This is a genomic window from Alcaligenes sp. HNGD-HTN06, assembly GCF_049932565.1.
Classification (GTDB): Bacteria; Pseudomonadota; Gammaproteobacteria; order Burkholderiales; family Burkholderiaceae_B; genus Alcaligenes; species Alcaligenes ammonioxydans.
Window position 1 is genome coordinate 1,674,357 of sequence record NZ_CP187782.1, and the last position, 13,840, is coordinate 1,688,196.

The window sequence follows — 13,840 nt, forward strand, 5'->3', positions numbered from 1 at the left end:
GCCCGATTCGCTCCCAAGTAGCGAGTCGGGCACAATCGCCTTTGCAGCTGGTTTGCAAAGGCGTTTTTCTCTAGGTGTGACATGCACGTTCTATTCATCATTGATCCCTTGCCCAGCCTGTCGGCTTACAAGGATTCCTCCGTTGCCATGATGCGTGCATTCCTGGCGCGTGGTCATCGCGTCAGCGTGACCTTGCAGTCTGATCTGTATATCGCCCAAAGCCGGGTTCGTACGCGCAGCCAGGCTGTCAGCATTGCTGCGGATGCCGATTTGCGTGCACCTGCGTGGTGGACTCATCCCGAACAGGCCATCGAGCAGGAGCTCAATGCCTTTGACGCAGTGATCATGCGCAAGGACCCGCCTTTCGATATGGAGTACGCCTATTCCACGCACCTGCTCAGTTTTGCGCAGGAGCAAGGGGCCAAGGTCTTCAATTCAGGGGCAGCCATTCGCAATCACCCTGAAAAACTCGCCATTACCGAATTTCCACAGTTCACACCGCCTACCCTGGTCACCCGTGATATGGGTCGCTTGCGCGCCTTTCACCAAGAGCATCAAGATGTGATCGTCAAACCGCTGGACGGTATGGGCGGCATGGGTATTTTCCGTTTGCAGGATCCCGAACCCAATCTGGGTGCCATCCTGGAAACGCTGACTGCCAATGGTACGCAAACCATTATGGCGCAGCGCTACATTCCGGAGATCGTCAAGGGGGATAAGCGCATCCTCATTATTGACGGCGAGCCTGTGCCTTACGCCCTGGCCCGTATCCCTCTGGCTGGCGAAACGCGTGGCAATCTGGCGGCCGGTGGTCGCGGGGTTGCTCAGCCCTTGTCCGAGCATGACTGGCATATTGCCCGTACCTTGGGACCGGTGCTGGCGGCCCGTGGTTTGCTGCTGATCGGCCTGGATGTGATTGGTGACTACGTCACGGAAATCAATGTGACCAGCCCAACCTGTTTTGTCGAAATTACCGAGCAGACAGGCTTTGATGTGGCACAGCGCTTTGTTCAGGCTGTCGAGAAAGCGACGGGACGCGCGTGATCCGCCTAGCCTTGATTATGCATGAGCCCCTGGCCAGTGCGTTTGCCAGTTGCGCCGAGCACGTTCTGGGCGAGAAGCCCGATCTGTTTGTCTTTGATATTCAGGCGGACGAATGCACGGACACGGCGGTAGAGCGCTTGCTGGGGCAACTGCACACGCAGGCGCCAGATGCCGTGGCGACCTTGATTCTGTGCGATCTGTATGGCGCCACTCCGTTTAATGTGGCGCGCCGGGTCCAGCAGGCTTTACAGGATCAGGGACAGGGCGCCTATTTATTGACCGGCACCAATATGTGCATGGTATTGAAAGCTTTGACCGAGCGACGCGACAATCCGGAGCAATTCGCTCAGGATGTCATGGCAGGCGCATTGCGTGGCATTGTTCACGCCGACTGCCATTGCTGATTTTGAATTTTCACTTTCATTTTTCCAGTTGCCTCTATGCCCAGCGTATCCATCACGATCAGTAATAAATTAGGTCTTCATGCACGGGCAGCGGCCAAGCTTACGCAATTGGCCGGCCGTTACAGCAGTGAGATTTTTATCGCACGTGGCTCTCAGCGTGTGAATGCAAAAAGTATTATGGGTGTCATGATGCTGGCCGCCGGAATGGGCGTCACGGTGGTGGTTGATGCCCAGGGCGATGACGCCGATCAGGCCCTGAATGATATCCAGGCGTTGTTTGACGCCAAGTTTGGTGAAAACGAATAAGGAACCACACCGGTCATGAATAGTGCTGCTGCTCGAACCCCCGCGTCTGATTTGTCCGCGATGTTTACCGCTCAAGGTCAAGCAGTCGGCAAGGGGTACGCCATTGCCAAGGCGGTGGTGATGAGCGCAGCTGCCTTGGAAGTTCCTCATTACCGGATTGCCGCCGAGGACGTGGATTCCGAATGTCAGCGTTTGCTGAGCGCCATGGCCGGTACGCGTGATGAACTGCGCACCATGGTGGACCAGTTGCCGGTGGATGCGCCGCGCGAGCTGGCGCCTATTTTGACGGTGCACAGCCTCTTGCTGGACGACCCCATGTTGACGCAGCAAACCTGTGCCATCATTGCCGAGCGTCACTACAACGCCGAATGGGCCTTGACCTCGCAGGGCCAGATGCTGGTCGAACAGTTTTCGCAGATGGAAGATGAATATCTGCGTGAGCGTGGTGCCGATGTGCGTCAGGTGATTGAACGGGTGCTGCGTGTCCTGGCTGGCAAACCCGCCATGCTGCCCGGCTTTGCCGCCGCTCACGAAGAGCCGCTGATTGTCGTGGCGCGTGATATTTCGCCTGCGGATATGTTGCGTTTGCGGGGAGGCCATTTTGCCGCCTTCCTGACTGATCTTGGCGGGCCGACCTCTCACACAGCCATTGTGGCTCGTAGTCTGGGCGTTCCGGCCGTTGTGGGTCTGGGCAGTTTTCGTAGTTTGATCCGCGATGGGGACTATCTGATTGTGGACGGCTTTTCAGGCGCCGTCATAGTGAATCCCTCCGAGCAGGTTCTGAGCGAATACCGGGAGCGGCAGGAAGCCTATCTCCGTGAACGTGCCGAGCTCCAGGCGCTGCTAGACGCCCCTGCGATGACTCTGGATGGTATTAATGTACGGCTCGAAGCCAATATCGAACTTCCCGAGGAGGCCGAGCTTGCCTTGAAAGCGGGCGCCGATGGCATTGGTTTGTTCCGAAGTGAGTTTTTGTTCATGGGGCGCACGGATTTGCCTTCTGAGCAGGAGCAGTATGAGGCGTATTCCCGCGTGGTCAAAGCCATGCAGGGCAAAGTTGTCACGATCCGCACACTGGATATTGGTGCCGACAAGACCTTGGATGGGGACGCGACGGTGGCGACCAATCCTGCCTTGGGCTTGCGCGCCATTCGCTACTGCCTGGATCGACCAGAAATGTTTGCCACGCAGTTGCGGGCCTTGTTACGTGCCAGCCAGCATGGGCAGATTCGTATCCTGATTCCCATGATCTCGTCCATGAACGAGGTGTACGCCAGCCGGCAGGCCATTGAAGCGGCTGCCCGCGAACTGGAGAAATCCGGCACGCCGTTTGCACGTAATTATTTGCTGGGTGCCATGGTGGAAGTGCCCGCCATTGCCATTGCCATCGAACCTTTCGTGCAGGAGCTCGATTTCCTGTCGATCGGTACCAACGACCTGATTCAGTATGTGTTGGCCGTCGATCGGGGCGATGCTGAAGTGGCCAATTTGTACGACCCCATGCACCCCGCTGTTTTGCGTTTGATTGCGCATACGATCAACGCCGCTGACCGCGCCGGCAAGCCAGTGGCTATCTGCGGCGAGATGGCCGGCGATGCTTCCGTGACCCGGATGCTGCTCGGGCTGGGTCTGAAAGAATTCTCCATGCATCCGCAGCAATTGCTGGATGTCAAAAAGGAAGTGCGTCTATCGCATTCCAACGCATTGCGTGTGAAAGTGGCCAGTGCCTTGAACCGCGCCGAGCGCATCGATTTGGCCACCTTAGCTGCCTAAGTAGTTGAAAATAGGTCTATTTAATTTGGTAAATATGTAACAAACCCCGGCTGTGATCCTATGAGGGATTCTATTTGTAACAGCGCATCAAAACCGAGCTAGTCGCTAGGTGCTTGTTGTTAAAGGGTTTGTCATCCCGCGTGCGCGATATCGTCAGATTCATTGAAATCAGGATTTACACTAATAGATTGGTCTGTGTGCCCAGCACCGATAGAATGGCTCTTAGGGGAGTTGTAACAGACCCAAGGCCGAGCTGGCAGTCGCAACAGATCTCGGCCCATTCTATCTAGCGACCTTGGAATAGTAGGAAGGAAATCTTATGAAACTGACTCGTGCTCATTTTGCTGTCATGGCCGCTGCTGCTTCGATGACTCTGCTGGCTGCGTGTTCCAAAGAGGACGATAAAGCCGCTACGAGTGCACCACCTGCTCCTGTTGCTGCTCCACAATCGACAGCGCCTGCCACCACTCCACCTGCACCAGAGGCGGACAAGACCTTGGAGCAGAGAACGGAAGAGCTGAAGAAGGATGCGGATAAAGTTGCTGAAGACGTCAAAAAAGACGCAGAGAAGCAGGAAGAAAACGCCAAGGAAAATCTCCATAACCTGAAGGAAGACGCCAAGGCAGCGGGTGACGCAGTTGCTGAGAAAGCCGTTGAGGCTAAAGATGCCATGGCCGACGCTGCCAGCCGTACAGGCGATGCCATTAAAGAAGGTGCTGCCAAAGCGGACAGCGCTATTCAGAGCAAGCTGGGCAATGGCGTAGATTCCTCGCCTTCTACTGTGCCTTCTGAACAGTCCAAGCCTTAAGGTTTGAATTAATCGGTCGCTTTTGCGGCCAGATGCAAAAAGCGGGTGCCTTCGGTACCCGCTTTTTCTATACTGCTGTTAGTGTCACTAATTTCAGGAGAGGACCATGATTAATCGTAGCGAGTGGCTGGAAGATCTGCAAAAAAATGTCTCGGAGCTGATCGCCAAAAGCCCGGCTGCCGATATTGAGCGCAATGTTAAAGCCTTTATGGGACAGGCTTTCAATCGCATGGACCTGGTGACTCGTGAAGAGTTCGATACCTACAAGTTGATGCTCGAACGCGCTCTGGCTCGTGTGGCCGCTTTGGAAACCCGCTTGCAAGCCCTTGAAGGACGTCAGGCACCGGTAGTCCAGGACAAGGGCGAGGTCCCTGAGCAAGCGGACAGCCAAGGCTGATTACGGCATTTGAATCCTACCGTCAGGCCTGGGGGCACACCATTGGCCAGCCCCTTTTTTACTGCTGTTTTTCTGGTCGTGACCGGGGTGTGCGCCGCATTGCATGTGTGGAAGGTACCCCCGGCTTTGCCTTTTATGCAGCGGGAATTGGGGATGGACTTGGTGCAGTCCGGCTTCTTGCTGGCCAGTGTGCAAATGGCCGGCATGTTGCTCGGGCTGTGCATTGGTCTGATTTCCGAGAAGATTGGTCTGCGCCGCTGCATTGTGACGGGGCTGGGTATTTTGTCTCTGGCTTCGCTGCTGGGCTCTCTGTCCGACCATAGCACGCCGGTATTGCTCGGTCGCATGATCGAAGGCTGTGGCTTTCTGATGGTGGTGTTGCCCATCCCGGCCCTGATTAAACGTATTACGGTTGCGGCACGCTTGAGCCGAGTCATGGGTTGGTGGGGGTGTTATATGCCTGCCGGTGCGGTCTTGATGCTGTGGGCTGGCGCTGCCTGGCTGGCAGTGGGCTCCTGGCGCACCTTGTGGGTGGCTCTAGGCATACTGACAGCCATCTTTATGGTTTTGACCTTTCTTCTTGTGCCCCCCGATTCTCAGACTCAAGCCAAGCGTGCAGTGCAGCACACTGTGGCGCTTCGCTGGTCCAGTCTGTTGCGCACGACCTTAAGCTCGGGCCAGGTTTGGTTGCTGGCTTTGGCCTTTGGGGTGTACGCGGCGCAATGGGCGGCAGTCGTGGGTTTTATGCCCACTATTTATAACCAGGCAGAGATAGCAGTCGGTACCGCCGGTTTGCTGACGGCCTCGATTGCTGCGGGGAATGTTATCGGCAATCTGGGGGCAGGGCGCTGTTTGCATGCGGGTATCCCGCCTCATAGATTGCTGCAAGCAGGCTACCTGGGCATGATTGCGTGTGCGGTCCTTGCGTTTGGACTGACACAAAATTTGGTGGTTCAGTTTGTCGCCATCCTGGTGTTCTCGATTGTGGGCGGCTTGATTCCCGCGACTTTGTTTTTTCTGGCCGTCACGGCCGCGCCTTCCCCGGAGACGACGTCCACGTCGGTGGGCTGGGTGCAGCAATGCTCTTCACTGGGTCAATTTGTAGGGCCGCCTGTCGTGGCTTCAGTCGTGCATATGTTGGGCGGGTGGCAGTGGGCGTGGGTCGCGACAGTCAGCTTTGCAATTTTGGGTTTGATCATTGCCTGGCGTCTGTCCCGATTGGGTTTGCCTGGCAGCCGTTAAGTTTTGCTCTGATCAAGGTCAGATTGCATGATGCAGATAGTCAAGGGGCCCGTGCCGTCAGGCGGGCTCTGTTTTTTTTTGAGGGGAAGGCAGCATGCTCGTCAGTAACGTCCAGATCACAAGAGATGAGTTGGCCGATCTGGTGGCCGGCGCCCATGCGTCTTTGAGTTTTGAGAACTGTATTTTTGATGATGAGGACCTGTCGGGGCTGGAGCTGGAAGGTTTGCTGTTTTCGGGTTGCAGTTTTTTGAGAACCTGCTTTACACGAGCCCATTTGCAAGACACGGTCTGGCAGCGTTGCAAGCTGAGTCAGTCAGATTTCAGCTTGGCGGACCTTAGTTCGGCCCGTTTTAGGGCTTGTGATCTGCACGTGAGCAAGTGGCTAGGCACTCGGATTGCCTCCTTGCAAATCGAGGACTCCAAGTTGAGCGCTGCGGTTTTCAACGAAACCCGTGGTTTGGACCTGAGGCTGCGTGAGTGCAAGCTAGTGGGTGCTACGTTGCGCGCGATTAGTTTCCGCAAGCAAAATCTGGTGCAACTGGATTTCTCCGATGCGGACCTCGGTGGCTGCGATTTCCAGGATGCCGTCTTTGAGGGCGGCAGTTTGCGCGGGGCCAGCCTGCGTGGGACCTGCTTTAAGGGGGCAGATTTGCGCAGTGTGGAGTTGGGCAGTATTAGCTTTTATGACTTGAACCACTCTTTTCAAGGTGCGTGTCTGTCGGTGGAACAGGCGGTCGGGCTAGTCAGTTCCATGGGGGTGCGGGTGCAGTAGGGGCAGCGTTGCGTACAAGTACGCAGTGATCAAGTCAGAGCCGCCATCTGGCACTTTCTTCCTTGGCTGGGCAAGCTATCTGTTTGCCTCAGGATAGGGGAAAGGTCTATGTCCTTGGCCGTGTTGAACAGTTGTGCCTTGTCGGGCCTGGATGTAATCGATGTGCGGGTTGAGGCGCATGTCGCTCCGGGCTTGCCCGCTTTTCATATTGTTGGTTTGCCGGATGCTGGTATCCGGGAAAGTCGGGAGCGAATACGTGCCGCTTTGCAAGCCAGCGGTTTTGATTTTCCCGCTGCCCGACTGACAATCAATCTGGCTCCGGCCGATCTGCCCAAAGATTCGGGGCGCTTTGATCTACCGGTGGCGTTGGCAATTTTGCTGGCCAGCGGCCAGCTTAGCCGCTGTGATGATGGACAGCGTGAGCAGGCGATTACGGGTTTGGAGCGCTATGTCATGGCCGGTGAGCTGTCCTTGACGGGCGCAGTGGTTCCTGTTCAAGGCGCGCTGACGATTGCGTTGGGAATGGCGCGGCGGCATCCAGCGCCTTGTTTGCTTTTGCCAAGACACAGCGCGGAGGTGGCGGCCCATGTGCCGGAACTGCAGGTTCGAGGTGTGGCGAGCCTGGCCGAGGCAGCCGCTTATCTGCGGGGTGATAAAGAGCTTGAGCCAGCTTTGGCTCAGCCCTGGCCAGAGGAGCACACTTACGATCCGTCGCTTTGCCTGTCTGATGTACGTGGACAGCCTTTGGCCTGTCGTGCTTTGGAAGTAGCAGCGGCGGGTGGTCACAGCCTTTTGTTGAACGGCTCGCCGGGTGTAGGAAAAACCATGTTGGCTCAACGTCTGCCCGGCCTGTTGCCCGATCTGGATCGCTATGCCCAACTCGAAGTGGCGGCCTTGTACTCTTTTGTTCAGGAGCGGGATTTTTACAGCCGACGCCCTCCGTTTCGTGCCCCGCATCACAGTGTGTCTACGCCAGCCCTGATTGGCGGGGGCAGCCGCCCCCGGCCGGGGGAGGTTTCTCTGGCGCACCAGGGCGTGCTGTTTCTAGATGAGCTGCCCGAGTTCAGCCGACGTTCACTGGAGGCGCTGCGCGAGCCCCTGGAGCAAGGCTGCGTACATATCTCCCGTGCACAGAAGCAGGCGGTCTTTCCGGCCCAATTTCAATTAGTGGCCGCGATGAACCCTTGTCCATGTGGCTGGGCGGCCAGTCGGCATCGGGCATGCCGTTGCTCGCCCGCTCAACGAGAACAATATCGGCAACGTTTGTCCGGCCCCATGTTGGACAGGATTGATCTCTTGGTCACCTTGAGCGAGTCCGGGGCGCAGAGCGATCATGAAGCGACGCCATCCGCTCAGGTCAGGTTACGCGTGCAGGAGGCGATCGAAAGGCAAGTGAGGCGTCAGGCGGTGCGCAATGCCCGCTTGCCGGTGTCGGGCTTGAAAGCGCATGTCGGCCTGTCTGCAGATGCCATGGCTTTGCTGAGCAGCGCGCGCAAGCGCTGGCATTGGTCGGAAAGAGTGCAGGGCAGGGTGCTGCGAGTGGCGCGTACGATTGCGGATCTGGCGGGCGTGGACCAGCTGACCCGCTCCCATATTGCGGAGGCGCTACAGTTCCGCCCGGATTTACCTTAAGCCTGCTGGGCTACAAGAAGACCGTGATGGCGGTTGAACATGGACGGGTGCCGCCGCTTCAAGGACGATGTGGAAAATTCCCGAAGGGGGCGGTTCGCTGACGTTCGCACTGGGCGGATAGGGGGAGAACGAATAACCCTGTTTGTTTACAGGCCAGCTCTACAGACACATGAGCACCGTGTCGGGCCGTGATACGGTGTTGCTGGGTAGACAGTGGGTGTGGCAGGGACTGGTTTTATTGAGGGCCTGTCAGCAACGACCTGGCTATAAAAAACCGGGGTCTGTCTGGACAATTTTCCAGGAATCATCCTATAATCAAGAGCTTTTCCCCTGTTTGGATTTGTTCTTGCAGCGGGCAAAGAAAAAAATAAGTGCCTGTTTTGGGTCATACAAGTGCGTGCCAGTTTCTTTGGCGGCCACCCGCAGACACAAATTAGTCGAGTAATTTCATGCCTAAAATGAAAACCAAAAAAAGCGCTTCCAAGCGCTTTGTGGTTCGTGGTAGCGGTTCCATCAAGCGGGGCCAAGCGTTCAAGCGTCACATTCTGACCAAGAAGACGACCAAGAACAAACGTCAGTTGCGCGGTGCCGTCGAGGTTCATAAAGCCGACGTCGCTTCCGTAAAAGCAATGATGCCTTTCGCTTGATTAGGGAGAATCGAACATGTCACGAGTAAAACGCGGTGTTAACGCACGCGCACGCCACAAGAAAGTCATTGCCCAGGCCAAAGGTTTTCGCGGTCGTCGCGGTAATGTATTCCGTATAGCCAAACAGGCTGTCATGAAGGCAGGTCAGTATGCCTACCGTGACCGCCGTAACAAGAAACGTGTATTCCGCTCGCTGTGGATTACCCGTATCAACGCAGCTTGCCGCGAACTGGACATGAGCTACAGCCAGTTTATCGCCGGCTTGAACAAAGCCTCCATCGCTTTGGACCGTAAGGTTCTGGCTGACTTGGCTGTTAAAGACAAGGCAGGTTTTGCTGCTATTGTTGCACAGGCTAAGAACGCTCTGGCTGCTTAAGCGGTATCTGACTGTATAGTTCACAAACGGGGCCTTTGGGGCTCCGTTTGTTTTTGGAAAGTAACACGCCATGACTTCCTCCCACGACGATCTGATCGCCCAGGCTCGGGCCTTGTTTGAGCAGTCTCAGGACGCCGCCTCGCTGGAAAACGCCAAAGCCCGCTTTTTGGGCAAACAAGGTGCCATCACCGCCTTGATGAAAGGTCTTGCCCAGATGGAGCCGGAGCAGAAAAAAGCAGCAGGCGCCAGCATTAACGTGCTCAAGCGCGAAATTGAGGATTTGCTCAATGATCGTCGTGCTGCCTTGGCGGCAGAACAATTGAACCAACGTCTGGCTCAAGAACAGATTGATGTGACTCTGCCTGGCCGTGGACGGGGCACCGGCGGCATCCATCCGGTCATCCAGACCTGGCAGCGAGTCGAGGCCATTTTCCGCTCTATCGGTTTTGATGTGGCGGACGGCCCTGAAATCGAAAATGACTGGACCAATTTTACCGCTCTGAACAATCCAGAGAATCACCCGGCCCGCTCAATGCAGGATACGTTCTATATCGATATGAACGACGAGCAGGGTCTGCCTTATTTGCTGCGCACACACACCAGCCCCATGCAGGTGCGATACGCGCGCATGAACCAGGCCCCGATCAAGGTTATTGCCCCTGGGCGCACTTATCGCGTTGACAGTGATGCCACTCACTCGCCCATGTTCCATCAGGTCGAAGGCTTGTGGATTGCCGAGGATATTTCCTTTGCGGATCTGAAAGGCGTCTACACGAATTTTCTGCGCGCTTTTTTTGAAAGCGACGATCTGGTCGTGCGTTTTCGACCTTCTTTTTTCCCCTTTACCGAGCCATCCGCCGAGATTGACATGATGTTCTCCTCCGGTCCCAATAAGGGCCGTTGGCTGGAAATCTCGGGCTCCGGGCAGGTTCACCCGCAAGTGGTGCGCAATTTCGGTTTGGACCCCGAGCGTTACATTGGTTTCGCTTTTGGTTCCGGGCTGGAGCGCCTGACTATGTTGCGCTATGGTGTTAACGATTTACGCCAGTTCTTTGAAGGCGATCTGCGCTTTCTGAAGCAATTCAATCGTTGATTCCTGTTTCGCGCCGCTGGGCCTGACAGGCCCGGTCGGTTCCGGTATACGCCGTTTTACGTCTCCATCTTTGCATCATGTTATTTTCCGAATCGTGGCTGCGCCGCTTTGTGAATCCCAAACTGGGAACTGAAGAACTGGGTCATCAACTGACGATGGCTGGCCTGGAGGTTGAAGAAATTCAAGCCGCCGCGCCAGCGTTCGAGAATGTTGTCGTTGGCTTTATTGCCGAGATTGCCCCTCATCCCGACGCTGACCGCCTGCGCGTGTGCCAGGTCGATGACGGCTCGGGCAAGCTGCTGCAGATTGTGTGCGGTGCCCCCAATGCGGCTCAAGGCATCAAGATCCCGGTCGCTCGTGTTGGCGCAACGCTGCCTGGTGGCATGAAAATTGGCCCGGTCAAAATGCGTGGTGTGGAATCCGCCGGCATGTTGTGCTCGGGTCGCGAGCTGGGTCTGTCGCAAGATCACGATGGTTTGCTGGTACTGGATACGGACGCACCCGTGGGGCAAAGCCTGCGTGAGCTGCTGGATCTGGACGACCAGATTATCGAATTGAAATTGACGCCTAACCGTGCGGACTGCCTGTCCGTGCTGGGCGTGGCGCGTGAAGTGGCCGCTCTGACGGGCGAACCATTGACACTGCCCGACTTCACTCCTGTTCCTGTCACGATTGAAGATCGCGTTTCCGTTACCGTGAAAGACGCTGATCTGTGTGGCCGTTTTGCCGGTCGTGTGATTCGTGGCGTCAATGCGCGTGCGAAAACCCCGGACTGGATGAAAACCCGTCTGGAGCGTAGTGGCCAGCGTTCGATCTCTGCTTTGGTGGACATCTCCAATTACGTCATGCTGGAGCTGGGCCGTCCTACGCACGTGTTCGATTTGCAGCACGTACAGTCTGGCCTGGAAGTGCGTTGGGCACGTAAAGGCGAACAACTGGAGCTGCTGAGCGGTTTGAACGTCGAGCTGGATACCGATGTTGGCGTGATCGCGGTTAACGATGTAGTGCAAAGCATGGCCGGTATCATGGGCGGCGAACAAAGTGCCGTCACGCTGGACACGACAGATGTGTATCTGGAAGGGGCTTTCTGGTGGCCGGAAGCCATCATGGGCCGTGCCCGTCGCTATAAATTTTCATCGGACGCCAGCCATCGTTTTGAGCGGGGCGTGGACTTTGATTCCATTACCCAGCATCTGGAGCGCACCACCGCCTTGATACTGGAAATTTGTGGTGGTCAGGCTGGCCCCCTGGATGACCAGATTGTGGCCCTGCCGGAGCGCAAGCCTGTCGCCATGCGTCTGGAGCGCTGTCGTCGTGTGCTGGGCATCGCTTTGGAGCAGGATCAGGTCGAGAGCATCTTTACCCGCCTGGGCCTGAGCTTTTCGGTCGCCGACGGTGTGTTTACCGTCACGCCGCCCAGCTACCGTTTCGACTTGACGATCGAAGAGGATCTGATCGAGGAAGTCGCTCGTATTTATGGCTTTGAAAATATCCCTGATCTTCCTCCAGTCGCCGCAGCCCACATGCGCGTTCCTGAGGAAGCCCTGCGCGGTCCGCATGCCTTGCGTGCTGTCATGGCGGGACAGGACTACCAGGAAGTCATCAATTTTTCCTTTGTGCAAGAGTCCTGGGAAAAAGGGATCAACGGGCAGGCTGACCCGATTCGCTTGCTCAATCCGATTGCCAGTCAGTTGGCTGTCATGCGCACCAGTTTGATCCCTGGTTTGTTGGCCAATATCGAACACAATGCCAACCGCCGGCAGTCTCGTGTGCGGGTTTTTGAATTTGGCCGTGTTTTCCTGCGGGATGCTTCGCAAGAAAATGGCGCATTGACAGTGGCCGGCATCCATCAGCCGAATCGCATTGCGGCGGCGGCCTGGGGTTCTGTCGTGAGTGAGCAATGGGGCCAAGCCGACCGCCCTGTGGATTTCTTTGATGTCAAACGGGACCTGGAGACCTTGCTGGGTCAACGGGCTGCTCACGTACGGTTTGAACCTGAAGTTCATCCGGCCTTGCATCCTGGTCGTAGCGCCAGTGTGAAGCTGGAGGGTAAAACCATAGGCTGGATTGGTGAAGTCCATCCCCAGTGGTTGGGTGAGTTTGGTCTGAACCAGGCCCCGGTGGTTTTTGAGGTGGATGTCGAGGCGATTTCGCGTGACGACGTGGTGCATGCCCAGGAGATCTCCAAGCAGCCCGTGGTGCAGCGTGATCTGGCAGTTTGGGTCAATAAAGACGTATCCTATCAAGCGGTGCTGGATACGCTCAATCAAGTGCGCCGCAGCGTAGCATCCGCGGCAATTGTCAAAGACATTCAGTTGTTTGACGTCTGGCGTGACAAGAACGATGCGTCGGAAAAGAGTCTGGCCATTCGTTTCTGGCTGCAGGACAGCGCAAGCACGCTGGATGATGAGCGTGTCGAGCAATGCCTGGAAGCATTGCTGGCGGCACTGGTATCCGCGCATGGTGCACGGGCACGGGCATAAGGAGACACAATGAACGTAGAGCGTACTTTGACCAAAGCGGACCTGGCAGAACTCTTGTTTGAACGTGTTGGTTTGAATAAGCGGGAAGCCAAAGATATCGTGGATACCTTCTTTGCTGAGATCCGCGATTCCCTGGCCGACGGTGTAGAGGTCAAGTTGTCCGGTTTCGGTAATTTTCAGGTGCGGGATAAACCCCCGCGTCCTGGTCGCAACCCCAAGACGGGTGAGGTCATTCCTATTTCGGCGCGCCGGGTGGTGACTTTTCATGCCAGTCAAAAGCTCAAGAGTGTCGTTGAAGGCGCACCGGTGGCGCCCGAGGATGACCGGGACTAAATCCTGGTACGTTTGCGTACAGTTTTGCCTGACTGAACGTGTAAAATCATTCCTATTGTCGATGAGCATCAGTGGCCATGAGCACAAACGAAAAAACGGCGACCTTGCCTCCTATCCCTGCCAAGCGTTATTTCACCATCGGTGAAGTCAGCGAGCTTTGTCTGGTCAAGCCCCATGTCTTGCGTTACTGGGAGCAGGAATTTACACAGCTAAAGCCTGTCAAGCGACGTGGTAACCGACGTTATTACCAGCACCATGAAGTGCTGTTGATTCGCCGGATTCGCGGCTTGCTGTACGACGAGGGCTTTACCATCAGCGGCGCACGCAATCGTCTGGGCGATGGTCCGGATATGCCGTTTGACCAGGAAGCGGCGGTACGTCTGACCGGTCAGGAGATGCAAGCCCTGCGCACCAATCTGGGACAGATCCAGGCGATGCTGGATCAGGCCCTGGCCATGACAGACCCGGGCTCTGCCCAGTAATTCCGGATTGTCGGTGGGAAGGAAGGTCGGCCTGGGTGCCGGCCTTTT

At 56.3% G+C, this 13,840-nt stretch carries 15 protein-coding genes; all 15 read left to right on the forward strand.

Annotated elements, in window-relative coordinates:
- Nucleotides 1–81 precede the first annotated feature (81 nt).
- The 15 genes from gshB (at nt 82) to ACOZ42_RS07700 (ending at nt 13,792) form a co-directional block, all read left to right on the forward strand.
- Nucleotides 82–1,044 (forward strand): glutathione synthase, encoded by a 963-nt coding sequence (gene gshB, locus ACOZ42_RS07630; protein WP_426345778.1) that lies wholly within the window; start codon nt 82–84, stop codon nt 1,042–1,044.
- Nucleotides 1,041–1,448 carry a PTS sugar transporter subunit IIA gene (locus ACOZ42_RS07635; protein ID WP_003800383.1) on the forward strand — a complete coding sequence of 136 codons (408 nt, stop codon included), beginning with the start codon at nt 1,041–1,043 and terminating at the stop codon, nt 1,446–1,448. The genes gshB and ACOZ42_RS07635 overlap by 4 nt, the downstream gene beginning before the upstream one ends.
- A gap of 36 nt (nt 1,449–1,484) precedes the next feature.
- Complete coding sequence (locus ACOZ42_RS07640) at nt 1,485–1,754, forward strand: HPr family phosphocarrier protein (protein WP_003800381.1); 270 nt, start codon at nt 1,485–1,487, stop codon at nt 1,752–1,754.
- 60 nt (nt 1,755–1,814) lie between these two features.
- The gene (ptsP, locus tag ACOZ42_RS07645; RefSeq protein WP_193353485.1) at nt 1,815–3,527 is read left to right on the forward strand and encodes a phosphoenolpyruvate--protein phosphotransferase; all 1,713 of its coding nucleotides are present in this window, start codon (nt 1,815–1,817) and stop codon (nt 3,525–3,527) included.
- 319 nt (nt 3,528–3,846) lie between these two features.
- On the forward strand, nt 3,847–4,335 hold the full coding sequence (locus ACOZ42_RS07650; RefSeq protein ID WP_003800375.1) for a hypothetical protein: 489 nt from the start codon (nt 3,847–3,849) through the stop codon (nt 4,333–4,335).
- A gap of 106 nt (nt 4,336–4,441) precedes the next feature.
- The gene (locus ACOZ42_RS07655; protein WP_003800374.1) at nt 4,442–4,732 is read left to right on the forward strand and encodes an accessory factor UbiK family protein; all 291 of its coding nucleotides are present in this window, start codon (nt 4,442–4,444) and stop codon (nt 4,730–4,732) included.
- 105 nt (nt 4,733–4,837) lie between these two features.
- On the forward strand, nt 4,838–5,974 hold the full coding sequence (locus ACOZ42_RS07660) for a CynX/NimT family MFS transporter (RefSeq protein ID WP_426345844.1): 1,137 nt from the start codon (nt 4,838–4,840) through the stop codon (nt 5,972–5,974).
- Between the two features lie 94 nt (nt 5,975–6,068).
- A complete protein-coding gene (locus ACOZ42_RS07665) occupies nt 6,069–6,746 on the forward strand; it encodes a pentapeptide repeat-containing protein (protein WP_003800370.1) in 678 nt (225 codons plus the stop codon).
- A 108-nt stretch (nt 6,747–6,854) separates the two neighbouring features.
- Nucleotides 6,855–8,378, forward strand: coding sequence for a YifB family Mg chelatase-like AAA ATPase (locus tag ACOZ42_RS07670; protein ID WP_415302321.1), 1,524 nt, complete (start codon nt 6,855–6,857; stop codon nt 8,376–8,378).
- Between the two features lie 449 nt (nt 8,379–8,827).
- Nucleotides 8,828–9,025 carry a 50S ribosomal protein L35 gene (gene rpmI / locus ACOZ42_RS07675; protein ID WP_003800367.1) on the forward strand — a complete coding sequence of 66 codons (198 nt, stop codon included), beginning with the start codon at nt 8,828–8,830 and terminating at the stop codon, nt 9,023–9,025.
- Between the two features lie 16 nt (nt 9,026–9,041).
- The gene (rplT, locus tag ACOZ42_RS07680; protein ID WP_003800365.1) at nt 9,042–9,401 is read left to right on the forward strand and encodes a 50S ribosomal protein L20; all 360 of its coding nucleotides are present in this window, start codon (nt 9,042–9,044) and stop codon (nt 9,399–9,401) included.
- A 70-nt stretch (nt 9,402–9,471) separates the two neighbouring features.
- A complete protein-coding gene (gene pheS, locus ACOZ42_RS07685; protein WP_003800363.1) occupies nt 9,472–10,494 on the forward strand; it encodes a phenylalanine--tRNA ligase subunit alpha in 1,023 nt (340 codons plus the stop codon).
- Between the two features lie 77 nt (nt 10,495–10,571).
- Nucleotides 10,572–12,977 carry a phenylalanine--tRNA ligase subunit beta gene (gene pheT / locus ACOZ42_RS07690; RefSeq protein ID WP_219235987.1) on the forward strand — a complete coding sequence of 802 codons (2,406 nt, stop codon included), beginning with the start codon at nt 10,572–10,574 and terminating at the stop codon, nt 12,975–12,977.
- Between the two features lie 9 nt (nt 12,978–12,986).
- On the forward strand, nt 12,987–13,310 hold the full coding sequence (locus ACOZ42_RS07695) for an integration host factor subunit alpha (RefSeq protein WP_059317675.1): 324 nt from the start codon (nt 12,987–12,989) through the stop codon (nt 13,308–13,310).
- A gap of 77 nt (nt 13,311–13,387) precedes the next feature.
- Nucleotides 13,388–13,792, forward strand: coding sequence for a MerR family transcriptional regulator (locus tag ACOZ42_RS07700; RefSeq protein WP_003800357.1), 405 nt, complete (start codon nt 13,388–13,390; stop codon nt 13,790–13,792).
- Nucleotides 13,793–13,840: the final 48 nt, after the last annotated feature.

Excerpts from the sequence above, each read along its gene's own strand:
- gshB (WP_426345778.1), top strand. The coding sequence starts at position 82 with ATGCACGTTCTATTCATCATTGATCCCTTGCCCAGCCTGTCGGCTTAC.
- ACOZ42_RS07640 (WP_003800381.1), top strand. The coding sequence starts at position 1,485 with ATGCCCAGCGTATCCATCACGATCAGTAATAAATTAGGTCTTCATGCA.
- ptsP (WP_193353485.1), top strand. The coding sequence starts at position 1,815 with ATGTTTACCGCTCAAGGTCAAGCAGTCGGCAAGGGGTACGCCATTGCC.
- ACOZ42_RS07650 (WP_003800375.1), top strand. The coding sequence starts at position 3,847 with ATGAAACTGACTCGTGCTCATTTTGCTGTCATGGCCGCTGCTGCTTCG.
- ACOZ42_RS07655 (WP_003800374.1), top strand. The coding sequence starts at position 4,442 with ATGATTAATCGTAGCGAGTGGCTGGAAGATCTGCAAAAAAATGTCTCG.
- ACOZ42_RS07665 (WP_003800370.1), top strand. The coding sequence starts at position 6,069 with ATGCTCGTCAGTAACGTCCAGATCACAAGAGATGAGTTGGCCGATCTG.
- ACOZ42_RS07670 (WP_415302321.1), top strand. The coding sequence starts at position 6,855 with ATGTCCTTGGCCGTGTTGAACAGTTGTGCCTTGTCGGGCCTGGATGTA.
- rpmI (WP_003800367.1), top strand. The coding sequence starts at position 8,828 with ATGCCTAAAATGAAAACCAAAAAAAGCGCTTCCAAGCGCTTTGTGGTT.
- rplT (WP_003800365.1), top strand. The coding sequence starts at position 9,042 with ATGTCACGAGTAAAACGCGGTGTTAACGCACGCGCACGCCACAAGAAA.
- pheS (WP_003800363.1), top strand. The coding sequence starts at position 9,472 with ATGACTTCCTCCCACGACGATCTGATCGCCCAGGCTCGGGCCTTGTTT.
- pheT (WP_219235987.1), top strand. The coding sequence starts at position 10,572 with ATGTTATTTTCCGAATCGTGGCTGCGCCGCTTTGTGAATCCCAAACTG.
- ACOZ42_RS07695 (WP_059317675.1), top strand. The coding sequence starts at position 12,987 with ATGAACGTAGAGCGTACTTTGACCAAAGCGGACCTGGCAGAACTCTTG.
- ACOZ42_RS07700 (WP_003800357.1), top strand. The coding sequence starts at position 13,388 with ATGAGCACAAACGAAAAAACGGCGACCTTGCCTCCTATCCCTGCCAAG.